Origin of the sequence: Dialister histaminiformans (assembly GCF_900103425.1) — a bacterium.
Classification (GTDB): Bacteria; Bacillota; Negativicutes; order Veillonellales; family Dialisteraceae; genus Allisonella; species Allisonella histaminiformans.
This window is the reverse complement of record NZ_FMXA01000017.1, coordinates 13502-37527: the sequence shown is the minus strand read 5'-3', so window position 1 is coordinate 37527 and position 24026 is coordinate 13502. Positions and strand designations below refer to the sequence as shown.

General features: G+C 46.6%; 23 protein-coding genes, 1 tRNA gene and 1 other RNA gene. 19 read left to right on the top strand and 6 right to left on the bottom strand.

What is annotated here, in order from left to right; genetic code table 11:
• Positions 1-208 (bottom strand): helix-turn-helix domain-containing protein (locus tag BLQ79_RS06495; protein WP_143270038.1); only part of this gene is annotated, 208 nt, incomplete at its 3' end.
• A 181-nt stretch (positions 209-389) separates the two neighbouring features.
• Between BLQ79_RS06495 and BLQ79_RS06490 the strand changes: the two genes are divergently transcribed.
• The 10 genes from BLQ79_RS06490 (at position 390) to BLQ79_RS06445 (ending at position 10290) form a co-directional block, all read left to right on the top strand.
• A tRNA-Arg gene (locus BLQ79_RS06490) sits at positions 390-466 on the top strand.
• A gap of 95 nt (positions 467-561) precedes the next feature.
• Positions 562-771, top strand: a complete 210-nt coding sequence (locus BLQ79_RS06485; protein WP_268761828.1) for a helix-turn-helix domain-containing protein — start codon at positions 562-564, stop codon at positions 769-771.
• A 224-nt stretch (positions 772-995) separates the two neighbouring features.
• The gene (gene hrcA, locus BLQ79_RS06480; protein WP_091365035.1) at positions 996-2054 is read left to right on the top strand and encodes a heat-inducible transcriptional repressor HrcA; all 1059 of its coding nucleotides are present in this window, start codon (positions 996-998) and stop codon (positions 2052-2054) included.
• Positions 2055-2073: 19 nt separating this feature from the next.
• Positions 2074-2676 carry a nucleotide exchange factor GrpE gene (grpE, locus tag BLQ79_RS06475; RefSeq protein ID WP_091365033.1) on the top strand — a complete coding sequence of 201 codons (603 nt, stop codon included), beginning with the start codon at positions 2074-2076 and terminating at the stop codon, positions 2674-2676.
• A gap of 70 nt (positions 2677-2746) precedes the next feature.
• Positions 2747-4609 carry a molecular chaperone DnaK gene (dnaK, locus tag BLQ79_RS06470; RefSeq protein ID WP_091365031.1) on the top strand — a complete coding sequence of 621 codons (1863 nt, stop codon included), beginning with the start codon at positions 2747-2749 and terminating at the stop codon, positions 4607-4609.
• A 29-nt stretch (positions 4610-4638) separates the two neighbouring features.
• Complete coding sequence (gene dnaJ, locus BLQ79_RS06465; protein WP_091365029.1) at positions 4639-5814, top strand: molecular chaperone DnaJ; 1176 nt, start codon at positions 4639-4641, stop codon at positions 5812-5814.
• A 167-nt stretch (positions 5815-5981) separates the two neighbouring features.
• Positions 5982-7547: a hypothetical protein gene (locus BLQ79_RS06460; RefSeq protein ID WP_143270100.1), complete on the top strand. Its 1566-nt coding sequence runs from the start codon at positions 5982-5984 to the stop codon at positions 7545-7547.
• A 176-nt stretch (positions 7548-7723) separates the two neighbouring features.
• The gene (locus tag BLQ79_RS06455; protein WP_091365021.1) at positions 7724-8179 is read left to right on the top strand and encodes a hypothetical protein; all 456 of its coding nucleotides are present in this window, start codon (positions 7724-7726) and stop codon (positions 8177-8179) included.
• A complete protein-coding gene (locus BLQ79_RS06450) occupies positions 8176-9798 on the top strand; it encodes an AAA family ATPase (RefSeq protein ID WP_091365018.1) in 1623 nt (540 codons plus the stop codon). The genes BLQ79_RS06455 and BLQ79_RS06450 overlap by 4 nt, the downstream gene beginning before the upstream one ends.
• Before the next feature lie 3 nt (positions 9799-9801).
• Positions 9802-10290: a hypothetical protein gene (locus BLQ79_RS06445; RefSeq protein ID WP_091365015.1), complete on the top strand. Its 489-nt coding sequence runs from the start codon at positions 9802-9804 to the stop codon at positions 10288-10290.
• A 200-nt stretch (positions 10291-10490) separates the two neighbouring features.
• On the opposite strand, the gene BLQ79_RS06440 is transcribed toward BLQ79_RS06445, so the two are convergent.
• The 5 genes from BLQ79_RS06440 to ffs all read right to left on the bottom strand — a co-directional run bounded on the left by BLQ79_RS06440 (position 10491) and on the right by ffs (position 13717).
• A complete protein-coding gene (locus BLQ79_RS06440; protein ID WP_091365012.1) occupies positions 10491-10733 on the bottom strand; it encodes a hypothetical protein in 243 nt (80 codons plus the stop codon).
• Positions 10734-10742: 9 nt separating this feature from the next.
• Positions 10743-11333 carry a recombination mediator RecR gene (gene recR / locus BLQ79_RS06435; RefSeq protein ID WP_091365009.1) on the bottom strand — a complete coding sequence of 197 codons (591 nt, stop codon included), beginning with the start codon at positions 11331-11333 and terminating at the stop codon, positions 10743-10745.
• Entirely contained in the window at positions 11333-11659 is a 327-nt protein-coding gene (locus BLQ79_RS06430) for a YbaB/EbfC family nucleoid-associated protein (RefSeq protein ID WP_091365041.1), read from the bottom strand. The genes recR and BLQ79_RS06430 overlap by 1 nt, the downstream gene beginning before the upstream one ends.
• A gap of 40 nt (positions 11660-11699) precedes the next feature.
• Positions 11700-13577, bottom strand: coding sequence for a DNA polymerase III subunit gamma/tau (gene dnaX / locus BLQ79_RS06425; RefSeq protein WP_091365006.1), 1878 nt, complete (start codon positions 13575-13577; stop codon positions 11700-11702).
• Between the two features lie 40 nt (positions 13578-13617).
• Positions 13618-13717: signal recognition particle sRNA small type (gene ffs, locus BLQ79_RS06420), an RNA gene on the bottom strand.
• Between the two features lie 256 nt (positions 13718-13973).
• Between ffs and fumC the strand changes: the two genes are divergently transcribed.
• From fumC to miaB, 9 genes are all read left to right on the top strand, one after another.
• Positions 13974-15365 (top strand): class II fumarate hydratase, encoded by a 1392-nt coding sequence (gene fumC, locus BLQ79_RS06415; RefSeq protein ID WP_091365003.1) that lies wholly within the window; start codon positions 13974-13976, stop codon positions 15363-15365.
• Positions 15366-15649: 284 nt separating this feature from the next.
• Positions 15650-16549 (top strand): ribokinase, encoded by a 900-nt coding sequence (rbsK, locus tag BLQ79_RS06410; RefSeq protein ID WP_091365000.1) that lies wholly within the window; start codon positions 15650-15652, stop codon positions 16547-16549.
• On the top strand, positions 16528-16932 hold the full coding sequence (rbsD, locus tag BLQ79_RS06405; protein WP_091364998.1) for a D-ribose pyranase: 405 nt from the start codon (positions 16528-16530) through the stop codon (positions 16930-16932). Before rbsK ends, rbsD begins: the two co-directional genes overlap by 22 nt.
• A 19-nt stretch (positions 16933-16951) precedes the next feature.
• Positions 16952-18433 (top strand): sugar ABC transporter ATP-binding protein, encoded by a 1482-nt coding sequence (locus BLQ79_RS06400; protein WP_091364995.1) that lies wholly within the window; start codon positions 16952-16954, stop codon positions 18431-18433.
• Between the two features lie 4 nt (positions 18434-18437).
• Positions 18438-19376, top strand: coding sequence for an ABC transporter permease (locus BLQ79_RS06395; RefSeq protein WP_091364994.1), 939 nt, complete (start codon positions 18438-18440; stop codon positions 19374-19376).
• A gap of 41 nt (positions 19377-19417) precedes the next feature.
• Positions 19418-20296: a ribose ABC transporter substrate-binding protein RbsB gene (gene rbsB, locus BLQ79_RS06390; protein ID WP_091365038.1), complete on the top strand. Its 879-nt coding sequence runs from the start codon at positions 19418-19420 to the stop codon at positions 20294-20296.
• A gap of 251 nt (positions 20297-20547) precedes the next feature.
• The gene (gene murB / locus BLQ79_RS06385) at positions 20548-21447 is read left to right on the top strand and encodes a UDP-N-acetylmuramate dehydrogenase (RefSeq protein WP_091364992.1); all 900 of its coding nucleotides are present in this window, start codon (positions 20548-20550) and stop codon (positions 21445-21447) included.
• Between the two features lie 165 nt (positions 21448-21612).
• Positions 21613-22455, top strand: a complete 843-nt coding sequence (locus tag BLQ79_RS06380; protein WP_091364990.1) for a P-loop NTPase family protein — start codon at positions 21613-21615, stop codon at positions 22453-22455.
• Positions 22456-22688: 233 nt separating this feature from the next.
• On the top strand, positions 22689-24026 hold the full coding sequence (gene miaB, locus BLQ79_RS06375; RefSeq protein ID WP_091364987.1) for a tRNA (N6-isopentenyl adenosine(37)-C2)-methylthiotransferase MiaB: 1338 nt from the start codon (positions 22689-22691) through the stop codon (positions 24024-24026).

The following is a 24026-nucleotide window of genomic DNA, read 5'->3' as shown; positions in this document are numbered from 1 at the left end:
ATTCCGCAGCTGTATGTGCTTTGGGATGGTGTTTGGGCCTGCGGGATTTATTACGTAAGGACTCCAGTGAACCATCATAACGTCGAAGCCAGCGATACACGTATTGGCGGTATGTATTGTATTTGATGGCGGTTTTAGTGACGCCATGCTTCAATGCATATTCGACCATAGATCTACGAAATTTCATAACTTGTGTTATACTGTTCATGCGAGATACTCCTTTGGTAAAAGTTTGTTTTGACGAATTAACTATATCACAAGGGGGTCTCGCTTTTTATGTTTTCAATGTGTAACACATGTATTGTAATCCTACAAAGGGATAAAGGGAAGTTCCCCTTTATCCCTTGCTTTTATAAATTCCCTGTGGTAATATAGTCATGTTGACATTTGGCCCAATAGCTCAGCTGGATAGAGCACTTGACTACGAATCAAGGTGTCGGGAGTTCGAATCTCTCTTGGGTCACCATAGCGACATGAAAAGAACTGCCAGTCTTTGTTGGACTGGCAGTTCTTTTTATTATAGTGAGCTCAGTGATTGTACGCAAAAGAGGAGATAGTACAGTGAAAAGCGATCTGGAAAATGTTATGACGGCGGCGGAAGCCGGGGACAGATGGGGAATGGCCGCAAGGACGATTCAGCAGGCATGTACTGGCTATAAAGGTGGTGCGCCCCGGTTTACAAAGGAAGAGGCCCGAAAGTCCGGCCGCATCTGGCTGGTAACACGGCAGGGCATGGAGCGCCTGTATGGCCCTGAGAAAAATGATATATGATTTCTGAGAAAAAGCTGCGGGCGGATAAGGCTGGCAGCTTTTTTATTGTTTCCCGGTGATGACATTTGGTGAAGTGGATAGGGCGAGCCGGGAAGCAGTCTGAAATCATAGAGAAAACAATGAAAATTCCGGCTTTTTATTTGACATTCTGAACGGTGAATGCTATTCTTGTATTGTAAGTTAGCACTCAAAAGGTGTGAGTGCTAATAAACAAGGTGATTATTATGACAAATAGGAAACGTAATCTTAAGAAAGAAAACCAGGCAGAACTGAATGAGCGTAAGCAGCAGGTTCTGTGGGCGGTTGTTCAGGATTATGCGGAAACAGCAGAACCGGTTGGTTCCCGCACTATTGCCCGCAAGTATAATCTGGGGGTCAGCAGCGCTACCATCCGAAATGAAATGCAGGATCTGGAAGATGCAGGATACCTGGAACAGCCACATACTTCGGCAGGACGGATTCCATCGGTCAAGGGATATCGCTTCTATGTAGACCGGCTTATGGAACCGGCTCCAGTGAGCGGCGAAGAGCAAAACCTTATAACCAAGATGATGGGGGCACACAGAGCCAGACTGGATGATATTTTCCGGGACATGGCAAAGATTGTGGCCTCATTGACACATACATTGTCTCTGGCGGCTTCTTCTACCGCAAGGCAGGTGCGCTTTAACTATATAAGGTTCCTGCCTCTGGATGGACGGAGAGTCATTCTGCTGGCGGTATCTGATCGCGGGGATGTAACCAATGTGGTTGTGCCCATGCCGGCAGATACCACTATGGATGAACTTCAGCTTATTGCCGATAAACTGAATCATTTCCTCCATGGACGTAATGTCAATACATTGAATGAAAACCTGATTCTTTCTTTCCAGAAGGATGTGGAAAGGGATTTGTCAGGATTCAGTCGGATTTTCGGAGAACTGAGCCGGATGCTTCTGCCGCATCAGAAGGTATACACAGGTGGTGCAGCGGAGCTTATGGAGCAGCCGGAATTCCAGAATGTGGAACGTATGCAGGATATCCTGAATCTGCTGGAACAGCAGGATACACTGCAGGGAATGCTTTCCGAAACAATGGAAAAGCCAATCGCCGTACATATAGGTACAGAAAATGTTTCCAAGGCATTATCTGACTTATCTATTGTACGGGCACAGTTCACTTCCGATGGGAGGGTCTTGGGATCCATTGCGGTAATGGGACCGACCAGAATGCAATATGGTAAGATTATAGGCGTTCTGTATTATCTGCAGCAGGAACTGAACCAGCTGTTGAAGAAATCATAAAAGATGGGAGAGTACATGCATGAAAGATGAGAAGAAAAAACAGGCAGCCAGCGAAGAGGTAAAGGCGGAAGCCAAGGCTGACAGCGCTAAAGCATCGGATGCCGGAAAGACGGCGGACGAAGCAGAAGCCAGGGATGCGGCAGAATTTATCAAAAAGCTGGCAGAAACCGCAGAAGCGGTAGAACAGCTGACAGCTAAACTGGATGCGGCAACCAAGCAGTATACACGACTGCAGGCGGATTTTGATAATTACAGACGCCGTACCAGAGAGGAACAGGCCAGATTATCCACTACGGTTACCGGTGATGTGCTGAAGAAGTTCCTGCCGGTTCTCGATAATATTGACCGTGCACTTGCCCATATGGAAAAGGATAAGAATGCAGGTCCTTATCTGGAAGGATTTAATCTTCTCAAGAAGGGACTGGAAAAGGTTCTTGCCGATTTCGGTGTAAAGGAAATGGATGCACAGGGCAAGGCGTTTGATCCGCATTTCCATGAAGCATTAATGGAAATCCAGTCAGATGATGTGGATAAGGATACAGTTTCTGCTGTACTGCAGAAAGGGTATATGATGGGTGATGCGGTTCTGAGACCAGCTAAGGTTCAGGTCGCACACAACTAATTACATGATCAGTGTCCAGATGGTTATCCACCGGGCTGATATACAATGAAATTCAAGGAGGAATTCAGATATGTCTAAAGTTATTGGTATTGACCTTGGTACTACAAACTCTGTAGTTGCGGTTATGGAAGGCGGGGAACCTGTAGTTATTCCGAATGCGGAAGGTTCCAGACTTACTCCTTCTGTAGTAGGTTTCTCAAAGACTGGTGAAATTCTGGTTGGCCAGTTGGCAAAGCGTCAGGCAGTTTCCAACCCGAACCGTACCGTTGTATCCATTAAGCGTCATATGGGTAGCGACTATAAGGTAAATATTGATGGAAAGAGCTATACCCCGCAGGAAATTTCCGCTATGATTCTTCAGAAGCTGAAAACAGATGCAGAAGCATATCTGGGAGAAAAGGTAACAGAAGCGGTTATTACCTGCCCGGCTTATTTTACCGACAGTCAGCGTCAGGCAACTAAGGATGCCGGCCGTATCGCTGGTTTGAATGTACTGCGTATCATCAATGAACCAACCGCATCCGCGCTGGCTTATGGTCTGGACAAGCTGGGTGAAGGTGAACACCGTGTACTGGTATATGACCTGGGCGGTGGTACATTCGATGTATCTATCCTGAATCTTGCAGATGGTGTATTCGAAGTAGAAGCATCCAACGGTAACGGTCATCTGGGTGGCGATGATTTCGATGCCCGCGTTATGGACTGGATTGCGGATACTTTCAAGAAGCAGAATGGTTTTGAACTTAAGAGAGATCCAATGACCAATCAGCGTCTGAAGGAAGCTGCAGAAAAAGCTAAGATTGAACTTTCCGGCGTTTTGAACACCGAAATCAACCTGCCATTCATTACTATGGATTCTAATGGTGCACCGGTTCATTTTGATGCTACATTGTCCCGTGCAGAATTTGACCGCATTACTGCAGATCTGGTACAGGCAACCATTGATCCAATCGACATTGCTATGCGCGATGCAGGCGTAACCAATAATGATATTGAAAAGATTCTGCTGGTTGGCGGTTCTTCCCGTATCCCGGCAGTTCAGAATCTGATTAAGAATAAATTTGGCAAGGAACCAAATAAGGGAATTAACCCGGATGAATCCGTTGCCGTAGGTGCAGCTATTCAGGCAGGTGTACTTAAGGGTGAAGTTAAGGATGTCCTTCTGCTGGATGTAACTCCGCTGTCTCTGGGGATTGAAACCCTGGGCGGTGTATTCACAACCATGATTAAGAGAAACACAACCATTCCGACATCCAAGTCTCAGATCTTCTCCACTGCAGCAGATAATCAGCCATCTGTTGATATCCATGTACTGCAGGGTGAACGTCCAATGGCTGCAGATAACAAAACCCTTGGCCGTTTCGAACTTTCTGATATTCCGCCGGCACCAAGAGGAGTTCCGCAGATTCAGGTAACTTTCGATATTGATGCTAACGGCATTGTACATGTATCTGCTAAGGATCTGGGCACAGGCAAGGAACAGAAGATTGATATCAAGTCTTCTTCCGGACTTTCTGATGAAGAAATCAAGAGAATGCAGGATGATGCTAAGGCTCATGAAGAGGAAGATAAGAAGCGCAAGGAAGCCATTATGGCTAAGAATAATGCAGAAGCACTGATTTATCAGGCTGAAAAGACCATTAAGGACCTTGGCGATAAGGCCGATCCGGCAAAGGTTAAGGAAGTTAATGATGCAGTAGCTAAGCTTAAGGAAACCATGAAGAGCGATGATACAGAAAAGATTAAGGCCGATGCAGATGCACTGACCAAGCCGCTTCATGAACTGACTGAAAAGCTGTACCAGCAGGCACAGCAGGCTCAGCAGGCTCAGGCACAGCAGCAGGGACAGGCACAGAGCCAGCAGAACGCTAAGAATGGTAAAGATGATGTCGTAGATGCAGACTACAAGGTTGTTGACGACGACAAGAAGTAAACAGGAAGTGAAATCAGGACTTATTCCTTATGAGCAACAAGGACTATTATGAAATTCTGGGCGTAGACAGAAACGCTTCAGAACAGGATATCAAGAAAGCTTATCGAAGACTTGCCCGGAAATATCATCCAGATCTCAATAAGGATGATCCGAAAACTGCTGAAGAGAAGTTCAAGGAAGTCAATGAAGCTTATCAGACATTGTCTGATGCAGATAAACGCGCACAGTATGACCAGCTTGGACATGATGCTTATCAACAGGCCTCCCAGGGAGGCGGCGGTCCGGGAGCCGGTGGATTTGGTGGTTTTGGCGGATTCGGCCAGGGTGGTTTCGGCGGCTTTGGCGGCGGTGGATTTGAAGATATTTTCGACATGTTCACCGGTGGACGTCAGCGTCGGAACGGTCCGCAGCAGGGGGCTGATCTCCGTTATAATATGGATATCACCCTTCGGGAAGCAGCTAAAGGCGTTAAAAAGAAATTCAGCGTAACCAAGAATGACACCTGCACCCGTTGCCACGGGAATGGCGCGGAACCAGGATCCTCCGTGGATACCTGCCCGGATTGTCATGGCACAGGGCAGCAGCGTATAGTACGTAACGGGCCGTTTGGTCAGATGGTAAATATCGTTTCCTGCCGCCGTTGCGGAGGTAAAGGAAAGATTATTAAGGAACCGTGCCATGATTGTCATGGCAGCGGGGTGGTCAGAAGAAACAAGACCATCGAAATCAATATACCGGCCGGTGCAGATTCCGGAGTGCGGATGCGTGTTGCCGGGGAAGGGGAACCAGGAACGAATGGTGGTCCCAAAGGTGACCTCTATGTATACATCTTTGTAAAGAACGATCCTGATTTCGAACGCGATGGTGATGACCTGTATTGCCGAAAGGATATTTCTTTCGTTACGGCAGCATTGGGAAGCACTATCAAAGTCAATACTCTGGACGGCCAGGTGGAATTGAAGATTCCGGCAGGCACTCAGAGCGAAACCCGGTTCAGAATCCGCGGCGCGGGTATGCCACATCTGCAGTCCAGCCGTAAAGGCGACCTGTATGTTGTGGTTCGGGTGGCAGTACCAAAGAAACTCAATAAGGAAGAAAAAGAGGCTTTGGTTCGGTTTGCCGATATATCCGGAGAAAATATTAAGCAGTACAAAGGGAAGGAATCTTTCCTGGATAAACTGATTGATAAGATGAAGGGGAACTAATCCCATTGGAAAAGTGGTTATCGATATAATTATCGGTAACCACTTTTTAGCATCTGTATATCCCTGGCATTATGCATACAGGCGATTCAGGTTATTGTAAAATTTCTCTCTGTTGTCTTATACTGAATATAAGATTATTGTATATATTTTATTCCGGAAGGATTACTATGGCATCTGATACGTCGAATGTTTTAACTGACAGGAATGAGTTGAATGAAATGTTTCTGGGAATTCTCAGAAACATTTCTTCAGGAATTTTTACACGGCAGGATACAGAAAATCAGGCTAAGAATCTGCTGATTCATTATTCTGATTTCTGGCTGGCCTATGCTATGGCGGCCATGATGTACTGGTATGCAGATGAACGAAATAATGCAGAGACCACTCTTCAGAAGGCACTGACACTTAATCGGGAGAAGACCGCTTTGTTTTTCTCATTGTTCTGTGTAAAAAACGAGCGCATGGAAGCGGCAGAACTCTGGATTGCACAGTTTATGCAGGAACAGAATGCACAGCAGGTCTATGCAGGATTTATATTGATTCTCAATATGATGGCAGCAGGTTTCTTATCTACTGAGATGGTTAATGAGATTTCAGATACTTTGACACGCTGGGGGAGCGAACTGGCCGAAAATCCGGCAGTGGAAGAAGCCCAGGAAGATGCATGGAAAAATTTCATGAAAGGCCTTAGCAAGCAGGCAGCGTTACCCGAGATTCTGCATTTTAAGCAGCTTAATGTGCTTCCAAATCAGACGAACGCAGAAGAACTGTTGAAAGGGGCAAGAATTCATGAGTTACTGCTTGAACGGTTGCAACATCTTATGGAAGCTCCGGATGCGGGGGTAAAGCAGGAAGATAAGCTGGAACAGTGGCTGGAAATTTTTGTGACTTCCCAAGTGTCTGGTGCTGAATGGGTCGATATACATTCAGATTACAGTTCTCTGCTGACCTGTGCTGCACAGGACTGGGGAGATACGGATACCTTTGCATTAAATGCTAATGCGGGACGTTTTATCGTAGCTTCATCAGCACGATGGATCCGTAATGCTTATGAAGATGTGGCAGGAGAAGGAATCAGGAAGGTTCCAGCCCTTATTTCCTTCCAGGTCCGATACCAGTTTCTGCGACAGAACTATAGGTTTGAATACACGATCCGAAATGGGCTGGATGAACCGGCAGTTATTGCGCAGTTCCGGGAAACTTTTGCTCCGGTTCATAAGGAGGCAAGAGAGGCCTATACCTGGATACGGCAATCGGTAGTGGCTGACGGTCTTCTGGCTGGAGTGGCCGGCCTTGTGTATTTCGGAGGTGCCTGGATTTTTGCAAATCACTTTCTAGGGGTCAGCGTGCTTATTCTGATTATTGCCATTGCCATATTGGGATTGATTGGCGGAATACTTGGAGGTGCGATTCTGCTGGCAGCGGCATATTATCTGACTCGGTTCCTGCATGAAAATATGGAGATGTTTGCAGCCTCCCTGGGGGCAGGGCTTATTATATTTCCGGTTGTTTACTATTTAAAAGCTATGGGAAACCGAAGGATTATCGACAGGGAAGCGCAGCATACGAGTGACAGTGTAGAAGACATTATCCGGGAAGCTATGGCGGAAACTGCAGATTTTCGTGATTATTATGCCAGATATACAGCAGTGGGTCGGAAAACCCGTCAGTTTATCGCTGAAATGAATCCTGATAACTATCTTAATCTGGGAAAAAGAATTCGCAGAAATTAGGTGAATGCTATGGAAATGAAACACAGTGCATTTAGCACATTGAAACCGGTGGAAACAGAAAATCCAGGAAAAATAAATAAAGAAGAGAGTATCCAAACAAAAAAGGCCAATGGGATAACAGCGCTTCCATCGTGGGATCTGGTGCCTCCCCGCCAGGTAGTCAGGAGGACATCAAAATGAAAGCGCCTGAATTTTATGCAGAATGGATTCCCATTCTTCGGGATTTCGCAGTGAGGAAAGATGATGACGAAGTTATCACAGCGATGAAAAACGGCTGTATCCCCTGTTCACAGACGCCTCTAACCCGATTGAGTTATCGCCTGGAAGAAGCAATAAAAATGCGGTATAAGGCTATTATGGAAGATTTTGAAAGGAATCAGGCTGAGGCACATAATGAAGCGGGGATAGAAACAGCGCTGACCAGATTGAAAGACGATTTAGAGAAACTTAAGGATGCAGTATATATTCCGGCATTGCCGGAAAGTATCCGGTTAAAATTTCCGGAGGCAGTGGATCAGGCGGCCGATGCGGCGCAACATGCGCTGGAGGAAAGTGCGAGAAGAGATCATTCGGGCATAATGTCCCATCTGCTGCAGAATCATCGGATTAATGATTTACAGGAGGCTAAATGAGTAATAAGAAAGACGCGGCAAGTCTGCTGAAACGATATCTGATAGCAAGAATTCCGCTTATTGTCCTGAAAACTATTGAAACGGCAAGAGCACTGGATATGATACGCGATGTATCTCTCGAACTGGTACAGGAAGGCTGGTTGGATGAAAAGAGCTTTTATGCCCATACTATGTCCAAGGGCGTATATAATCTCTTTACCAATCAGGCGGTAGGGAATACCGGTTCATCTGTCCTTTCGGCTATGGATTTTACGGTTAAACTGCTTCGCCAGGATCAAAAGCTGAATCAGACCATGGTCCTTACGGAAGTGCCGGATATCAGCGGAGAAAACGGGGATTCACAGCGTATACTGGACCTTATATCCCTGGCGTCGGAAATGTATGGTACCGTCATTGTCTTTTATAACAATTCCGTATGGAATACCCTGCAGCGGCATGGTCTTATCGTTACGCTGGATATGCCGGATGAAGAAGAGATGTATGCCCTTATCAAGGGACAGCTGGATGGAAACCGGAGTCAGGTTACTATTGAGTGGGATGATTCTGATGTGAAGGAAGCGGCAGCCACACTGGCCGGGGTTACCCAGATAGAGGCGACAAATGTTATGTCGGCGCTTCTGGCCAAAGGCATTGTGAAAAAAGAGGATATGGCTGAAGTGCGTTCCGCCAAAAACCGTCTGTTTTCCAATATTTCCGGTCTGGAACGTATTGATGTGGATCCGGCGATGAAGGATGTAGGGGGGCTTAAGGGCCTGCGCGACTGGCTGGACGAGAAGAAGGAACTGTTAAAACCGGAGAAAAAGGAAGTAATGAAAAAACTGCATCTGCAACCGCCGAGAGGGATTCTCCTGGTTGGGGTGCCGGGATGCGGTAAATCCATGTCGGCCAAGGCGATTTCGGCCAGCTGGAAACTTCCGCTGTACCGGCTGGATTTTGCCACTGTGCAGGGAAGTTATGTAGGCCAGTCAGAGCAGCAGCTGAAAGACGCACTGACCACGGCAGAAAATGTGGCTCCGTGCATTCTCTGGATTGATGAAATTGAAAAGGGGCTTTCCGGTGCCGGTTCATCCAACGATGGAGGGGTATCTACCCGTATGGTGGGACAGTTCCTCTTCTGGCTCCAGGAATGCAAAAAATCCGTATTTGTGGTAGCTACAGCGAATGATGTATCCATGCTTCCATCAGAACTTCTCCGCCGGGGACGTTTTGATGAACTGTTCTTTGTAGATCTTCCGACAGCGGATGAGCGAAAGGACATCCTGTCACTGTATTTTAAGAAATATCTCCATCTGGACTTTGCATCCAATGAAGCGTTTGCTGAACATATAGTTAAAATCACAGAAGGCTTTACAGGCGCCGATCTGGAATCTGCAGTGCGCGAACTGGCATATCATACGGTGGCGCAGCCGGATCTGGTACTGGATGAAGAGGAAATATCATCTACATTCTCCAATGTGGTGCCTCTGTCGAAAACCAGTCCGGAGAAAATCAATAATATAAGGAACTGGGGGAAGGAAAGGGCAGTTCCGGCGTCAGGAAGACCTATCGGGGAAGAGGCTCTTCCATCCAGGGCGGCACCGTCTGTACGCCGTGTCCTTATCAGGCATAAGGAGGTATAGTTTATGTTTAAGCCAAGAATGATTATAAAGAAAGGGGCTGCCCTGAAGCAGGAGTCAGTACTGGAAAGCCAGACCATGCAGGCGGAAAACCAGAGACAGCTTTCATCAGAGGAAATCAGCCTAAGGCTGAGAAAACCAAGAAGTGAGGCCTATATGCAGGCTATTTCCAGGCTTGATGCCGGCGGAACGAACATGAACTCCCATCTTTATGAAGAAATCAAAGACATCTTGCAGGAAGAAATGGGAGACCGTCATCTGTTTGATATCCTGCTGGGAATTGTTGCGGTGTGTCATCTGGGCGGAGATTATGAGGTACATACTCTGGATCTGAATCAGAATATTATTTATCATTACCGCACCGGTGAAGCCATGCCGGATAGTCTGGAAAAGGCAAGGAATCTCGCTCTCTTTGGCGGATATACCTGTGTAGAAGTTTATCAGGACTGCTGCCGGGGGATTTACGAAGATGGTACTGTATCGGTTATCCGATAATGATAAGGCAGGATGCAGCTTGTTGATTACGCGTGGAGGATGCAGGTCTTCAGCGTAAACAGCAATGAATCTGTGACAGCATAAAAGCCAGGGAATCAGCCCCGGCTTTTATGCTGCAAAAATATAAAAACCCTGAAACGAAAGATTATCCATAGCTTTCGTTTCAGGGTTTTTACTGATATCTGTATGAACTGTCTTTTTCAGAACAATGCCAGCAGAATGGTGCCTGGTACACCAAGGAGTGCTACTACAATGCCATTCGTGACGCTCCAGCTCATGTGGGCAATATGGAACATATCCAGGAAAATATACAATGCACCACCCATGATGATGTTGGTAATGATTCCTTTTACAAAACGTTTAACCATCAGGGCAGCGAAGAGAGCCACCAGAATTCCGGTGGCTCCAAAACTGAGCAGGCTGGATGTAATGGTATGAAGCATAATGCCTCCTTAAATTTCTTTACGGTTCTGTACGGCACCAGCCAGTGTGATGCTGTCAGCGTAACCAATGTCGCCTCCTGCAGGAAGCCCGCGGGCTATGCGGGTAACCTTGATGCCGGAAGGTTTGATTAACCGGGATAAGTAATATGCAGTGGCTTCGCCTTCTGTATCCGGATCAGTGGCGATGATTACTTCCTTTACCTGAGATGATTCCAGGCGATGAAGCAGTTCCTTGATTCGAAGCTGTTCCGGTCCGATACCATCCAGGGGAGAAAGGGCACCGTGGAGTACATGATAAAGACCATGATATTCCTGGCTCTTTTCCATAGCCTGTACATCCGGAGGCTGCTCTACTACACAGAGAGTATGCTGATCTCTGCTGTCATCACTGCAGATGGGGCAGGGATCACTGGTAGAAAGATTACCGCAGATGGAACAATAGCAGCTGTGAGCCCGCGCCTCTTTTATCGTATTGAGAAAGGTATCCACATCTTCCTGTGGTCTTTCCAGCATAAAATAAGCGAGACGGCGTGCGCTTTTAATGCCGATTCCGGGAAGCCGACGGAATTGTTCTGCAATAATTTCAACAGCGTCTTTCATCAGAACAGGCCGCCTGGGAGACCGAGGCCTCCGGTAATTTTACCCATGTCGTTGGATACCATATCATCGACCTTGCGGGATGCTTCATTAATGGCGGTGATGAGGAGATCTTCCAGCATATCAGAATCGTTGGGATCAATAGCATCTTTTGCAATCTTCAGGGAAGTAATCTGCTTATCTCCGTTCATTACCACAGAAACAGCGCCGCCGCCTACAGTAACATCTACAGTTTTCTTTTTGATTTCATCCTGCAGTTTTTTCATTTCTTCCTGCATCTTGCGTGCTTTCTTCATCATGCTCTGCATTTGTGCTCTGTTACCAAACATAATATCCTCCTTATAGGGAAAAACCATATACTGGTTGTAATTAATCATCAATCTTTTCATATATATCACAGTCAGGTATGAATTTCAAGGCTTCTGACAGTGCATGTTCTTCTTTGTCTTTTTCTGGAATTTCAGATTTTGAAATTTTCCGGTATTCCTCTTTTTTAGTGGAAACTTCCTGGGAAGCTGCTTTAGCAGGTTCAGAAGGATTCGATGCCGCCATAGCCAGGGCTTCTGCTTCTTCTCCGGTTCCCGCCAGTACGGTTTTAGGAATATATGCTGTTCCTGTGAGGGCTTTAAATGCGTCAGAAATGACTTTCTGATATGATTTATTATTCCCGGCAAGTACAAGGAACTGCTGAGGTACAGAAATTATGGCCCGGTTTTTGCCGGCATAAATCAGTTTGCCCTTCTGGAAACAGCTGTATACATCGATACGGGGCTTTTTCATCACATAGTCCAGAATGCCCTGCCAGATGCCGGGGTAAGAGGATGGTGCCAGTAAATCAGAATTTGCCGCCTCATCGGAAGCCGATGGGGATTCAGCCGCTGCCACGGCATGGGCGGAAGCGGTGACCTGCTGCGGAGAACTGCTTACCGGGGACACCTCGAGTGTCTTTGGGCTGTGTACAGGCGGAGGAACAGGAGAAGCTGGTGTGGTTACCGGTTCGGGTTCCCGGTGTGAAACCGGGGCGACCGGAGCCGAAGGAGCGGCCGGTGCCGGTTTGGAGGCCGGTGCGGCCCTGACTACCGGAGTCCCTTCCAGTCTGGATTCCAGTCTGGATTCCAGTTCTTTTATGCGCCGGGCCAGCATGGGAATTGTCATGGATGAATCATACCGGCTTAATCGCAGGAGCCCCATTTCTGCAGACATACGGACAGAGGAGGAAGTTTTTGCTTCCTGATAGATATGTGCCAGTTCACTGAAAAGCATATCCAGATAATCGCTGTCTACAGATTCCGCTGCCTTTTTCAGCAGGGGAAGTTCATTACCGTAGGAAATCAGTTCATCGGCCTGTGGGTTGATTTTGTAAATCATAATATCCCGGAAATAGGATTGCAGTTCGGCGAGAATGGAGAGGGCATCCTTTCCCTGACTCAGCAGGTCATAAAAAACAGTTAGGGTTTTCCCTTTCTCATGAGAAAATATGTAGTCGGCCAGCTGAATTAAATCCTTTTTTTCTGTAAGTCCGAGAATATCATAGACCAGGGAAGCTGTGACTTCCCGGCTGCTGATGGAGCTGAAACATTTATCCAGCATGGATAAGGCATCACGCAGTCCGCCTTCCGCCTTTATGGCAATCAGATCCGCTGCTTCCTTATCCAGGGAAAAGCCGGTCTCGCTGGCTACATGCATCAGATGTTCACTGATATCCGCCGTGGAAATACGATGGAATTCATAACTCTGGCATCGGGACAGGATGGTTACCGGAATTTTCTGCGGGTCGGTGGTGGCCAGTATAAAGAGAACATGGGCCGGTGGTTCTTCCAGAGTTTTCAGCAGAGCATTGAACGCTTCCTTGGAAAGCATATGTACTTCATCGATGATATACACTTTCTTTTTTGAGCTGGCCGGCAATGTGCGTACCGAATCGCGGAGAGCGCGGATATCATCGATACCGCGATTGGATGCCGCATCGATTTCATATACATCGAGGCTTGCCCCGTTGTTGATATCCTGGCAGTTCTGACAATGATTGCATGGATTTACCCCATCCGGTGACAGGCAGTTGACTGCTTTAGCCAGAATACGGGCCATACTGGTCTTCCCGGTGCCACGGGGGCCGGAAAACAGATAGGCATGAGCCAGCCGTCCCTCGGAAAGCGCCCGTTCCAGTGGAATGGCAATATGTTTCTGCCCAATGACTTCAGTAAATACGGTTGGGCGCCATTTTCTATATAATGCCAGGTAAGCCATACATTCCTCCAATAAAAAAATTGCAACTCTCATTTATGACAGCCTTCAGGATTCACTATGGCACATGAAACATACCACTTACTGCTGCTCCTTCTCAGGCCTGACAGGATTCATGGGGCTCCATTGCATAGGTCCCAAAGACTGCCATAAATCAGAATTGCAATATAACGTAAGAGTATTATAGCATATGTCGGGAAAAATAGGTAGGGGAGAGCCGCACATTGGTCAGAGATTAAGATAAAAGATGAATTTCTACACTTATTTATATTGTACCACGCTTTAAGTGTATGCATAAAGCAGGTATTCACGGGAAAGGCGTAACGTGTTACAATAAAAGTGCATAATTGCACGATGTTAGATTTATTCTGTAATCATTATCATAAAGGAGCGATTTTCATGGAATTTAGAAAAGAACATGATGCGTTAGGTGAAGTACTGGTCCCGGCAGATCACAAATGGGGAGCCCAGACTGAAAGATCCCACAAGAACTTTAAAATCGGAGAAAGAATGCCGATGGAAATTATCTATGCATTAGCTGTTCTTAAGAAGGCCTGTGCAAAAGTTAATTTTGACATGGGGAAGATTGATCGTTTCAAGAAAGATGCTATTCAGGAAACCTGCGATGAAATCATAAAGGGCAAATGGGATGACGAATTCCCGCTGGTTGTATATCAGACCGGGTCCGGCACACAGACCAATATGAATGTCAATGAAGTAATTGCCCACATTGCTACACAGAAGCTGCATGATGCAGGCAGCGATAAAATTGTTCATCCGAATGATGATGTAAACTGCTCGCAGTCTTCCAATGACACCTTCCCGACAGCTATGCATATTGCCGCTGTTAAGGCACTTCATGATTACCTTTATAATCCACTGGATGAACTGATCACAACATTCCAGTTCCGCAGTGAAAAATATATGCATATCGTTAAGATTGGCCGCACCCATCTGCAGGATGCCGTACCGCTGACTTTTGGTCAGGAAATGTCCGGATGGATGACCCTTCTGCGTCGCAGCAAGAGCATGATTAAGGATGCAGAACAGCATCTGCTGGGACTGGCTATTGGGGGAACCGCCGTTGGTACCGGATTGAATGCACCTAAGGGATTTGGTGACGCAGCAGCCAGTGCGGTATGTGATCAGGTAGGTCTGCCATTCTACTCCGAAGAAAATAAATTTTATGCACTTACCGGACGTGATAGCCTGGTATTTGCTCACGGTGCACTGGAAGCCCTGGCTATGGACATGATGAAGATTGCAAACGATGTCCGGATGCTCGCCAGCGGACCTAAGGCAGGATTGGGAGAAATCTCCATTCCGGCCAATGAACCAGGTTCCTCCATTATGCCAGGCAAGGTTAATCCGACACAGTGTGAAGCGGTAACCATGGTGGCATGTCGTGTTCATGGTAACCAGTCAGTCATTTCTATGGCGGCTTCTCAGGGCAATTTTGAACTGAATGTGTTCGCACCGGTTATTGCGGCTACATTCATTGAATCCGTAAAACTGCTGGGACAGGTTATTGCTTCCTTCAATAAGCACTGTGCACGCGGTATCAAGCCTATTGAAGAAAAGATGAATGAACTGGTAAAACGTTCCCTTATGTTGGTTACCGCATTATCTCCGGTAATCGGTCATGACAATGCGGCTAAGATTGCCAATAAGGCATTTGAAGATAATATCACCCTTAAGGAAGCGGCTGTTGAACTTGGCTTCATGACTGCGGAAGAATATGATCAGCATGTCGATCCAAAGGCTATGACCATGGTGGAAGATGATGATTAATCCGTGTCATTCCCGTATCAGGTAAATTGACAGATAGAAATAGCATCCCGGTATTCATATGAAATTCAGGGATGCTTTTTCTGTGGAATGAAAGGCGGCAGAAACAGGAAGGAGACCAGATGGTCGGAATGTTCGGGAAAGAGGATTTTTGTACAGATATTTATCCACTTTATAAACAGCTATAATAGGATTCTCACATATAATTATCGGAAAAGTATAGACAAATGGGGCGAAAATGATTTATGATAAGACGTTGAAAAGTGTATACGTATATGGAGGGATTTATGCATATTGCAGTTATAGGCAGTTGTAATGTGGATATTACTGTAGAAGCACAGCGGAGACCTCATGCAGGAGAAACCGTTATGGGAGACCGTCTGATTGTTTCTCCTGGTGGAAAGGGAGCCAATCAGGCAGTAGCAGCTGCCCGTCTTGGCGCGGAAGTATATATGGTTGGTTGTATTGGCGATGATGATTACGGTAGAATCATTACAGATAGCCTGAAGGAAAGTCATGTACATACCGACTATGTATTCACCCGTAAAGGAACTACGACAGGAACAGCACATATTACACTTGCAGAAGGAGACAATAGCATTATTGTCATTAAAGGGGCAAATGCGGAAGTTGGACCGGAAGAAGTGGACAGAGCCTGGGATATGATTTCCACAGCTGAAATCGTATTACTGCAGTATGAAATTCCTATGGAAACCATTGATTATGTGGTGAAGAAGTGTGCAGAGGCAGGAGTCAAGGTACTTCTGAATCCTGCACCTTTTGCGGATACACCGGAAGAATGGATGGAAAAAGCTTCTTATATTACCCCGAATGAACATGAAGCCAAGCTGATGTTCCCTGGAATGTCCAGAAGTGAAATACTGTCTGCGCATCCGGATAAACTCATCATGACCATCGGTGGAGATGGTGTGGCTTTTGCTCATGAGGGAGAAGGCGAAGTCGTTGTTCCCGGATTCAAGGTGCCGGTAAAGGACACGACAGGTGCAGGGGATACATTTAATGGAGCCTTTGCTGTAGCCAGAGCGGAAAAACAGCCAATGAAAGACGCGGTTCGTTTTGCCAATGCGGCCGCTGCACTTTCCGTACAGAAAATTGGTGCACAGGGAGGTATGCCCTGGCGCAGTGAAGTGGAGGAAATGCTGTCATGCAAAAAACAGGAATTTTAAATAGTGAAATTGCCAAAGTACTGGCTGATATGGGACACACCGATCAGATGACCATCGGAGATTGCGGTCTTCCGGTGCCATCCGGAGTGAAGAAAATCGATCTGGCACTTCGTTTTGGACAGCCGTCCTTTATCGATGTGGTGTCTGAAGTGGCTAAGTACATGAAGATTGAAAAAATCTATGTAGCTCCGGAAATGGAAAAAGAAAATCCGAAGCAGTGGAAAGCCATGCATGAAGTTTTCCCGGAAAATGAAGTGGAATGGGTAGTTCTTTCCAGCCATGAAGAATTTAAGAAGCTGACGGTTAACTCCAAGGCCGTAATCCGCACCGGAGAAACGACTCCATTTTCCAATGTCGTTCTTCAGTCTGCATGTATCTTTTAAACAGAAAGGTTAGGAAACAATGGATATTATTCTGAAAGAGATAACTAAATCTTTCGGACAGAATCGGGTTCTGCGCGGAGTTAATCTCCATATCCGTCCGGGTGAAATACATGCTCTCATGGGGGAAAACGGCGCTGGCAAGTCAACTATGATGAATATACTGACAGGGCTTCTTAAGGCTGATTCGGGGACAATCATAGTGGATGGACAGGAAGTTGTTTATAAAAACAATCTGGAAGCTGAACAGCATGGGATTACCTTCATTCACCAGGAATTAAATATCTGGCAGAATCTGACTGTTCTTGAAAATCTGTTCATGTTAAAGCAGCCCAAAAACAGATTTGGACTGATTGATTTCAAAAAGATGAAGGAAATTGCGCTGGCTAAGTGCAAAGAAGTAGGTATAGATTTACCACTGGATGCCATTGCAGGTACCTGCTCTGTTGGTCAGCAGCAGATGGTGGAAATCATCCGCGCTCTTATGTCTAATGCCCAGGTGGTCATCATGGATGAGCCGACAGCGGCACTGACTGAAAGGGAAACCAACAGACTTTTTGAAGTAATGGCACGCCTGAAGAAACAGGGCGTATCCATTATCTATATTTCCCACCGTATGGAGGAAGTTTTCGCTAACTGCGATACCATCACCGTTATGCGAGATGGGCAGACCATCAGCACCCGTCCTACGGAAGAAACGACGATGGAACAGATTGTAACGGATATGGTTGGCCGTACCATTGATGAATATTATCCGGCCAGAACCACTATTCCAGGGGAAGAGGTGTTCCGCGTAGAACATTTCACCCAGCCGGGAGTATTTAAGGATATTTCCTTTAATCTGCGAAAAGGTGAAATTCTGGGGGTATCTGGTCTCATGGGGGCTGGTCGAACAGAAATTATGCGCGCCATTTTCGGCGTAGATCCCCATGAATCCGGCAAATTGTTCTGGCATGGCCGGGAAATTCACATCAATAAGCCAAAAGATGCCATTGACTATGGTTTTGGCTTTGTGACAGAAAGCAGAAAGACGGAAGGCCTGGTACTGGATTTTTCCATTGCCAATAATATTGCGCTGCCCAGTGATAGCCGTCTGGCACACCATTTCTGGATTAACGGAAAAGAAGAATTTACTTTCGCCCAGAAGCTTGCCATTGCCTTAGGGGTTAAGGCCCAGGATATACATCTTCCTGTAGGCACACTTTCCGGCGGCAATCAGCAGAAGGTAGTCATTGCCAAGTGGCTCGGAATGGATCCACAGCTTATTATTCTGGATGAACCGACACGTGGGATTGACGTTGGGGCAAAGAAAGATATTTATGATTTGATGAATAAACTGACTGAACAGGGTGTAAGCATTATCATGGTATCTTCGGAATTACCGGAAGTACTCGGAATGAGTGACCGGATTATGGTTATCCACGAAGGTACAGTGGCAGGCATTTTGGAAAGTCAGGGCGCAACTCAGGAAAGCGTCATCACACTGGCTACGGGAGGAAAGTAAACATATGAGTCCAGAAAGAATAAAAAGTTTAGCCAGAGAAATGGGACCTTTAATTGGTCTGGTCCTTCTCTTTATCGTACTGGCTGTTCTGAATAATGATTTCATTGATCCATCTAACCTGAGAAATCTGCTTCGTCAGGTTTCCATTAACGCATTGATTGCATTTGGGATGACCTTTGTCATTCTTACCGGCGGCATTGACCTGTCAGTCGGCAGTATTCTGGCTCTGACCAGTGCGGTAATGGCTAATGCCATTGCCAACGGAATGAGCCCGGAAGTATCCATGGTTCTGGCGGCTGTCCTTGGCATTGGCCTGGGCTTGGTCAACGGTGTTATTATTGCTTATGGCCGTCTGGTTCCATTTATTGCTACACTGGCAACTATGACCATTTACCGTGGTACAACCCTTGTTTTCACCGATGGTAACCCAATCAGCGGATTTGAAACAGATTCATTCTTCCATGCCCTCGGCCAGGGATACCTTCTGGGAATTCCGGTTCCGGCCATTGTCATGCTGATTACTTTTGCCATCCTGTATCTCGTGCTCGGTAAGACACCTCTTGGTCGCCATACCTATGCCGTAGGTGGTAATGAAAAGGTTTCCTTTATTTCCGGTATTAAGATCAACAAAGTTAAGATCTTTGCATATGCACTGTCCGGCCTGCTCTGCGCAGTGGCTGGCGCTATTCTTACCTCCCGTCTGAATTCTGCACAGCCGACCGCCGGTACGGGTTATGAACTCGATGCCATCGCGGCCGTAGCGCTCGGTGGAACCAGTATGTCCGGTGGTAAGGGCAGCGTTTCCGGCACTCTGGTTGGTGCGCTGATCATTGCTACACTGAATAATGGTCTTAATATTCTTAACGTATCCAGTTTCTATCAGCAAGTTGTCAAAGGGATTGTTATTCTTCTTGCAGTTCTTATGGATCGCAAGAAATCTTAAGGGGGTACATTTAGTTGTTAAAAAAATTAGCATTATCTTGTATGATCGGTGCAGCTCTCCTGTCTGTTGCAGGCTGTGGTTCTGATCAGGATGCAGCATCTTCTGATAAGAAGATTACCATTGGTTTTTCTGTTTCCACACAGAACAATCCATTCTTTGTTAAGATGGCAGACAGCGTTAAGGCTGAAGCAGCTAAGCAGGGCGTAGACGTTAAGATTGTTGACGCACAGAATGACCCGGCTAAGCAGGCTAATGACGTTTCCGACCTGATTGAACAGGGCGTTAACGTTCTGATCGTTAACCCGGTTGACTCCGCCGCTATTGGCAACTCTGTTGTCGCAGCTAACGATGCCAAGATTCCGGTAATCACCATTGACCGTTCTTCTGATTCCGGTGAAGTAGTAACCCACATCGCCTCCAACAATATCAAGGGCGGCGAAATGGCAGCTGACTTCCTGGTACAGAAGCTGGGTGAAGGTGCTGAAGTTGCTGAACTGGAAGGTATCCCAGGCGCTTCTGCTACCCGTGAACGTGGACAGGGTTTCCACAACATTGCGGATAAGAAGCTGAAGGTTGTTGCTAAGCAGAATGCTGACTTCGACAGAAGTAAGGGCCTGACTGTAGCAGAAAACATGCTGCAGGCAAATCCAAACATCAAGGCCATTTTCGCACAGAATGATGAAATGGCTTTGGGTGCAATCAGCGCAGCTAAGAGCGCAGGCAAGAACATTCTCGTAGTCGGATTTGACGGAACTGAAGATGGCGTTAAGGCTGTTAATTCCGGTGATATGATTGCGACAATTGCTCAGCAGCCAGATCAGATGGGTGTCATTGGTGTTGACACCGCTCTGAAGCTCGTTAAGGGCGAAAAGGTTGAAAAGAGCATTCCGATTGATCTGAAGCTCGTAACTAAGCAGTAATCGTTAGGACAGACTGAATTTCCGGCTTGTTCCCATAACCCAAAGACAACTTGATATAAATCTGCGAAAGCAGAACAGAGCCCCTGAATGTCATCGACATTCAGGGGCTCTGTTCTGCAGGATGAATTCACCGGTTGTAAATGATATTGACGATACATGGCGCAATTCATATAATAAAGTAGATTGTATTTCTGTAGAATTATTACAGAGGGGATGCGGGATATCCCGTATGGAAAGAAAGAGAAGAATAAATGGACTTCAACTTTTTATATGATATTTTAGATGCCAGACAGATTAAGGAATCCGAACCGATGAGTCGGCATACCACCTTTGGGATTGGCGGACCGGCAGACTATTTTCTGCTTCCTGCATCTAAGGAGGAACTTTGTGCCGTGGTCCGGGAAACAGAAGCCAGAGGTGTGCCTCTTACGGTCATGGGCGGAGGCGCCAATCTGCTGGTGAGGGATAAGGGAATCCGCGGTGTGGTAGTATGTACATCACGGATGCAGAATATTGCGGTCAGCGGCAACAAAATCTGCGCAGAAGCCGGGGTAAGTACGGTAAGGACTGCCAGAGAGGCATGCAAGGCCGGACTTTCCGGTATGGAATTTGCCGGAGGTATCCCGGGGACACTCGGAGGAGCAGCCTATATGAATGCGGGCGCTTATGGGGGAGAAATGAGTCAGATTGTCTCGGAAATCACTTCCTGTGATATGAAGGGGCATCTCCATCATTACTATGGTCACGAGCTGGAATATTCCTATCGGCACAGTCTGTTCATGAGTAATCATGAGATTATTGTGGATATTACACTGGACATGACGCCGGCTCCTAAAGATGTGATTAAGGAAAAGATGGATGAGTACAATTCCCGCCGGAAAGCGAAACAGCCGCTTCAGGACCGCAGTGCCGGATCTACCTTCAAGAGACCAACCGGCCATTTTGTAGGGCAGATGCTCGAAAATCTCGGACTTAAGGGATTCGCGGTAGGTGATGCTCAGGTAAGTACAAAACATGCGGGATTCCTGGTCAATAAGGGAAATGCCAGCTGCAACGACATGCTTAATCTCATTTCCGAAATACAGACCCGTGTAAAGGCAGAATTTGATGTGGATATTGAACCGGAAGTAAGGATTATCGGAGAAGAATAAGATATCTTCCGGATATACCAACGCCCTTTGATGGCATGATACGACAGATGAGTCGTATCATGCCATATTTGTTTATCAGGCTGCTTATATGGGGTGAACAGGTCGTTAAACGGCAATCCGTGATATAATTAAAGAAATGTATACAGGCAATGGGAGGATAGCATTATGGAAGTATTTGCATTTATAGGACCGCCGGGAACGGGTAAAAGTGACAGAGCTCTGGTGGTGGCTTATGAAAATCGATGTGCCTGCATTATTGATGATGGAATCCTGATTTATCATAACCGCTGGGTGGCCGGTTCTTCAGCCAAAAAAGAAGAAAGTAAGATCGCGGCCGTGCGGCGTGCTATTTTTCAGGATGCTGAACAGGCAGCGGATGTAAAGCGCGCCATTCATCAGATTCGCCCGGAAAGAATACTGATTCTGGGAACATCAGACCGCATGGTCAACCGGATTACTCATGCGCTGGACCTTCCTGCGCCTAAACGTTATATCCATATCGAGGAAGTAGCGCGTCCGGAAGAAATACGGAAGGCCAGCGAAGCGCGGCATAAAGAAGGAAAACATGTCATTCCTGTGCCTACCATGGAACTGAAACCCCACTTCAAGGGGTATCTTCTGGATTCCCTGAAGTTTTTCCGTTACCGCAAAAAAGGAAAAATCGGGAAAAAACTGGCGGCGGCAGAGAAATCGGTGGTACGCCCGGTATTCAGTTATTATGGGAAACTCGTCTTTGCCGATGAAGTGTTCCGCCAGCTGGTAACCTGGGCATTAAAACGGCTGTCTTCTGATGTGGAAGTTCGCGATGTATCCGGCGTAAAAAGTGATAAGCAGGCGAATGGACTTATCCTGAAGCTGACATTGCAGATTAAAGGCTCCAGAACACCGGATCAGATTAAGGCGCTCGTTTCGCCTATTCGGAACTATATTCAGAACGAAATTGAATATACCACCGGAATGTCTGTGGAAACCATTAAGATTAAATTAGTGACCAGCATAGCGAGGTAACAGATAGTCCACTCTGCGGGATTTCTGTGGTATGCGGCCCGTGAAAGCAGGTGTAAAGATTCTCCTCCCTACCGGTAATTCCGGGAACGAGGAGAATTTTTACATGGAAAAAGAACAATATGTATCTGGCTGGTATTTTTTTCTTTTCCGGGGCGCCGGCTCATGGTATCATTAAAAGGAGTGTCTCCCTTTTCTACCGGGGAGCTTAGTTGTTAATATATGAGGATTCTATAATGGATAAACAGGGAAATAAAAGATATTGGACCATTACGTATGGCTGCCAGATGAATGAAGCGGATTCTGAAAAGATTAACGGACAGCTGGAAGAACTGGGCTATCTTCCCGGACGGGAGATGGATGAGGCGGACATTGTCATTCTGAACACATGCAGTGTACGGCAGAATGCGGAAGAAAAGGTATACGGGAAAATAGGGGAAATTAAACCGCTGAAGGATAAGAACCCCAATCTTCTTATAGGGATTGCCGGATGCATGGCGCAGGAAAACCGCCGCAAGCTGATTCAGCGCATGCCGATTATTGACTTCGTTATCGGACCTTACAATATTCATGATCTGAAGGATATTATCACAGAAAAACTGCAGCATGAGTCCCATGTCGTCCTTACGCAGATGAAGCCGTCCAGAGTAAGAGACTATTCTACTCTGAAGGCTTCCCGCAAGAGCGATATCTTTGCCTGGGTGCCGATTATGCAGGGGTGCAACAAGTTCTGCACGTACTGTATAGTTCCTTATGTCCGCGGCAGAGAAACCAGCCGCACCATAGAGGATATCCGTGCAGAAGTGGAAGCTCTGGCAGCGGAAGGATATAAGGAAATTACCCTTCTGGGGCAGAACGTCAATTCCTATGGCCTTGATTTTAAGGACGGTACCGATTTTTCCGACCTTATCCGGGCTCTGGATGAAGTGGACGGTATAGAACGCGTGCGGTATATGACCTCTCATCCGAGAGATATGACACGGGAAATGGTGGATGTGATGGCCGCGTCGCCCAAGGTGGCCCGTCATATGCATCTGCCGGTACAGCACGGGGATAATGAAATGCTCCGCCGCATGAACCGTGGATATACGATTGAACACTTTGAAGAGATGGTTGATTATGTGCGGGAAAAGATGCCGGATATTGTGCTGACTACAGACCTGATTACCGGATTCCCGGGAGAAACCGAGGAAATGCACAGAAAGACACTGGATTTACTGAAAAAAGTACGTTTTGATTCGGCGTATACGTTCATTTATTCTCCCCGTAAGGGAACACCGGCTGCCAGCATGGAAGACCAGATACCAGATGATGTAAAGCATCGCCGGCTGAATGAAATTATGGAAGTGCAGAACCAGATCAGCCTGGAAATCAACAGAGAACAGGAAGGCAAAATTGTGACAATCCTGGTAGAAGGACCAACCCGTCAGGATGAAAATCACTGGTTTGGACGTACATCCGGGAATAAGATGGTTGTTTTCCCGAAATCCGAAGATGTAGCTGTTGGGGATCTGGTCAGAGCAAAGATTGATACGGCACAGACATGGCTGTTTAAAGGGGAAATAGTCAGATAA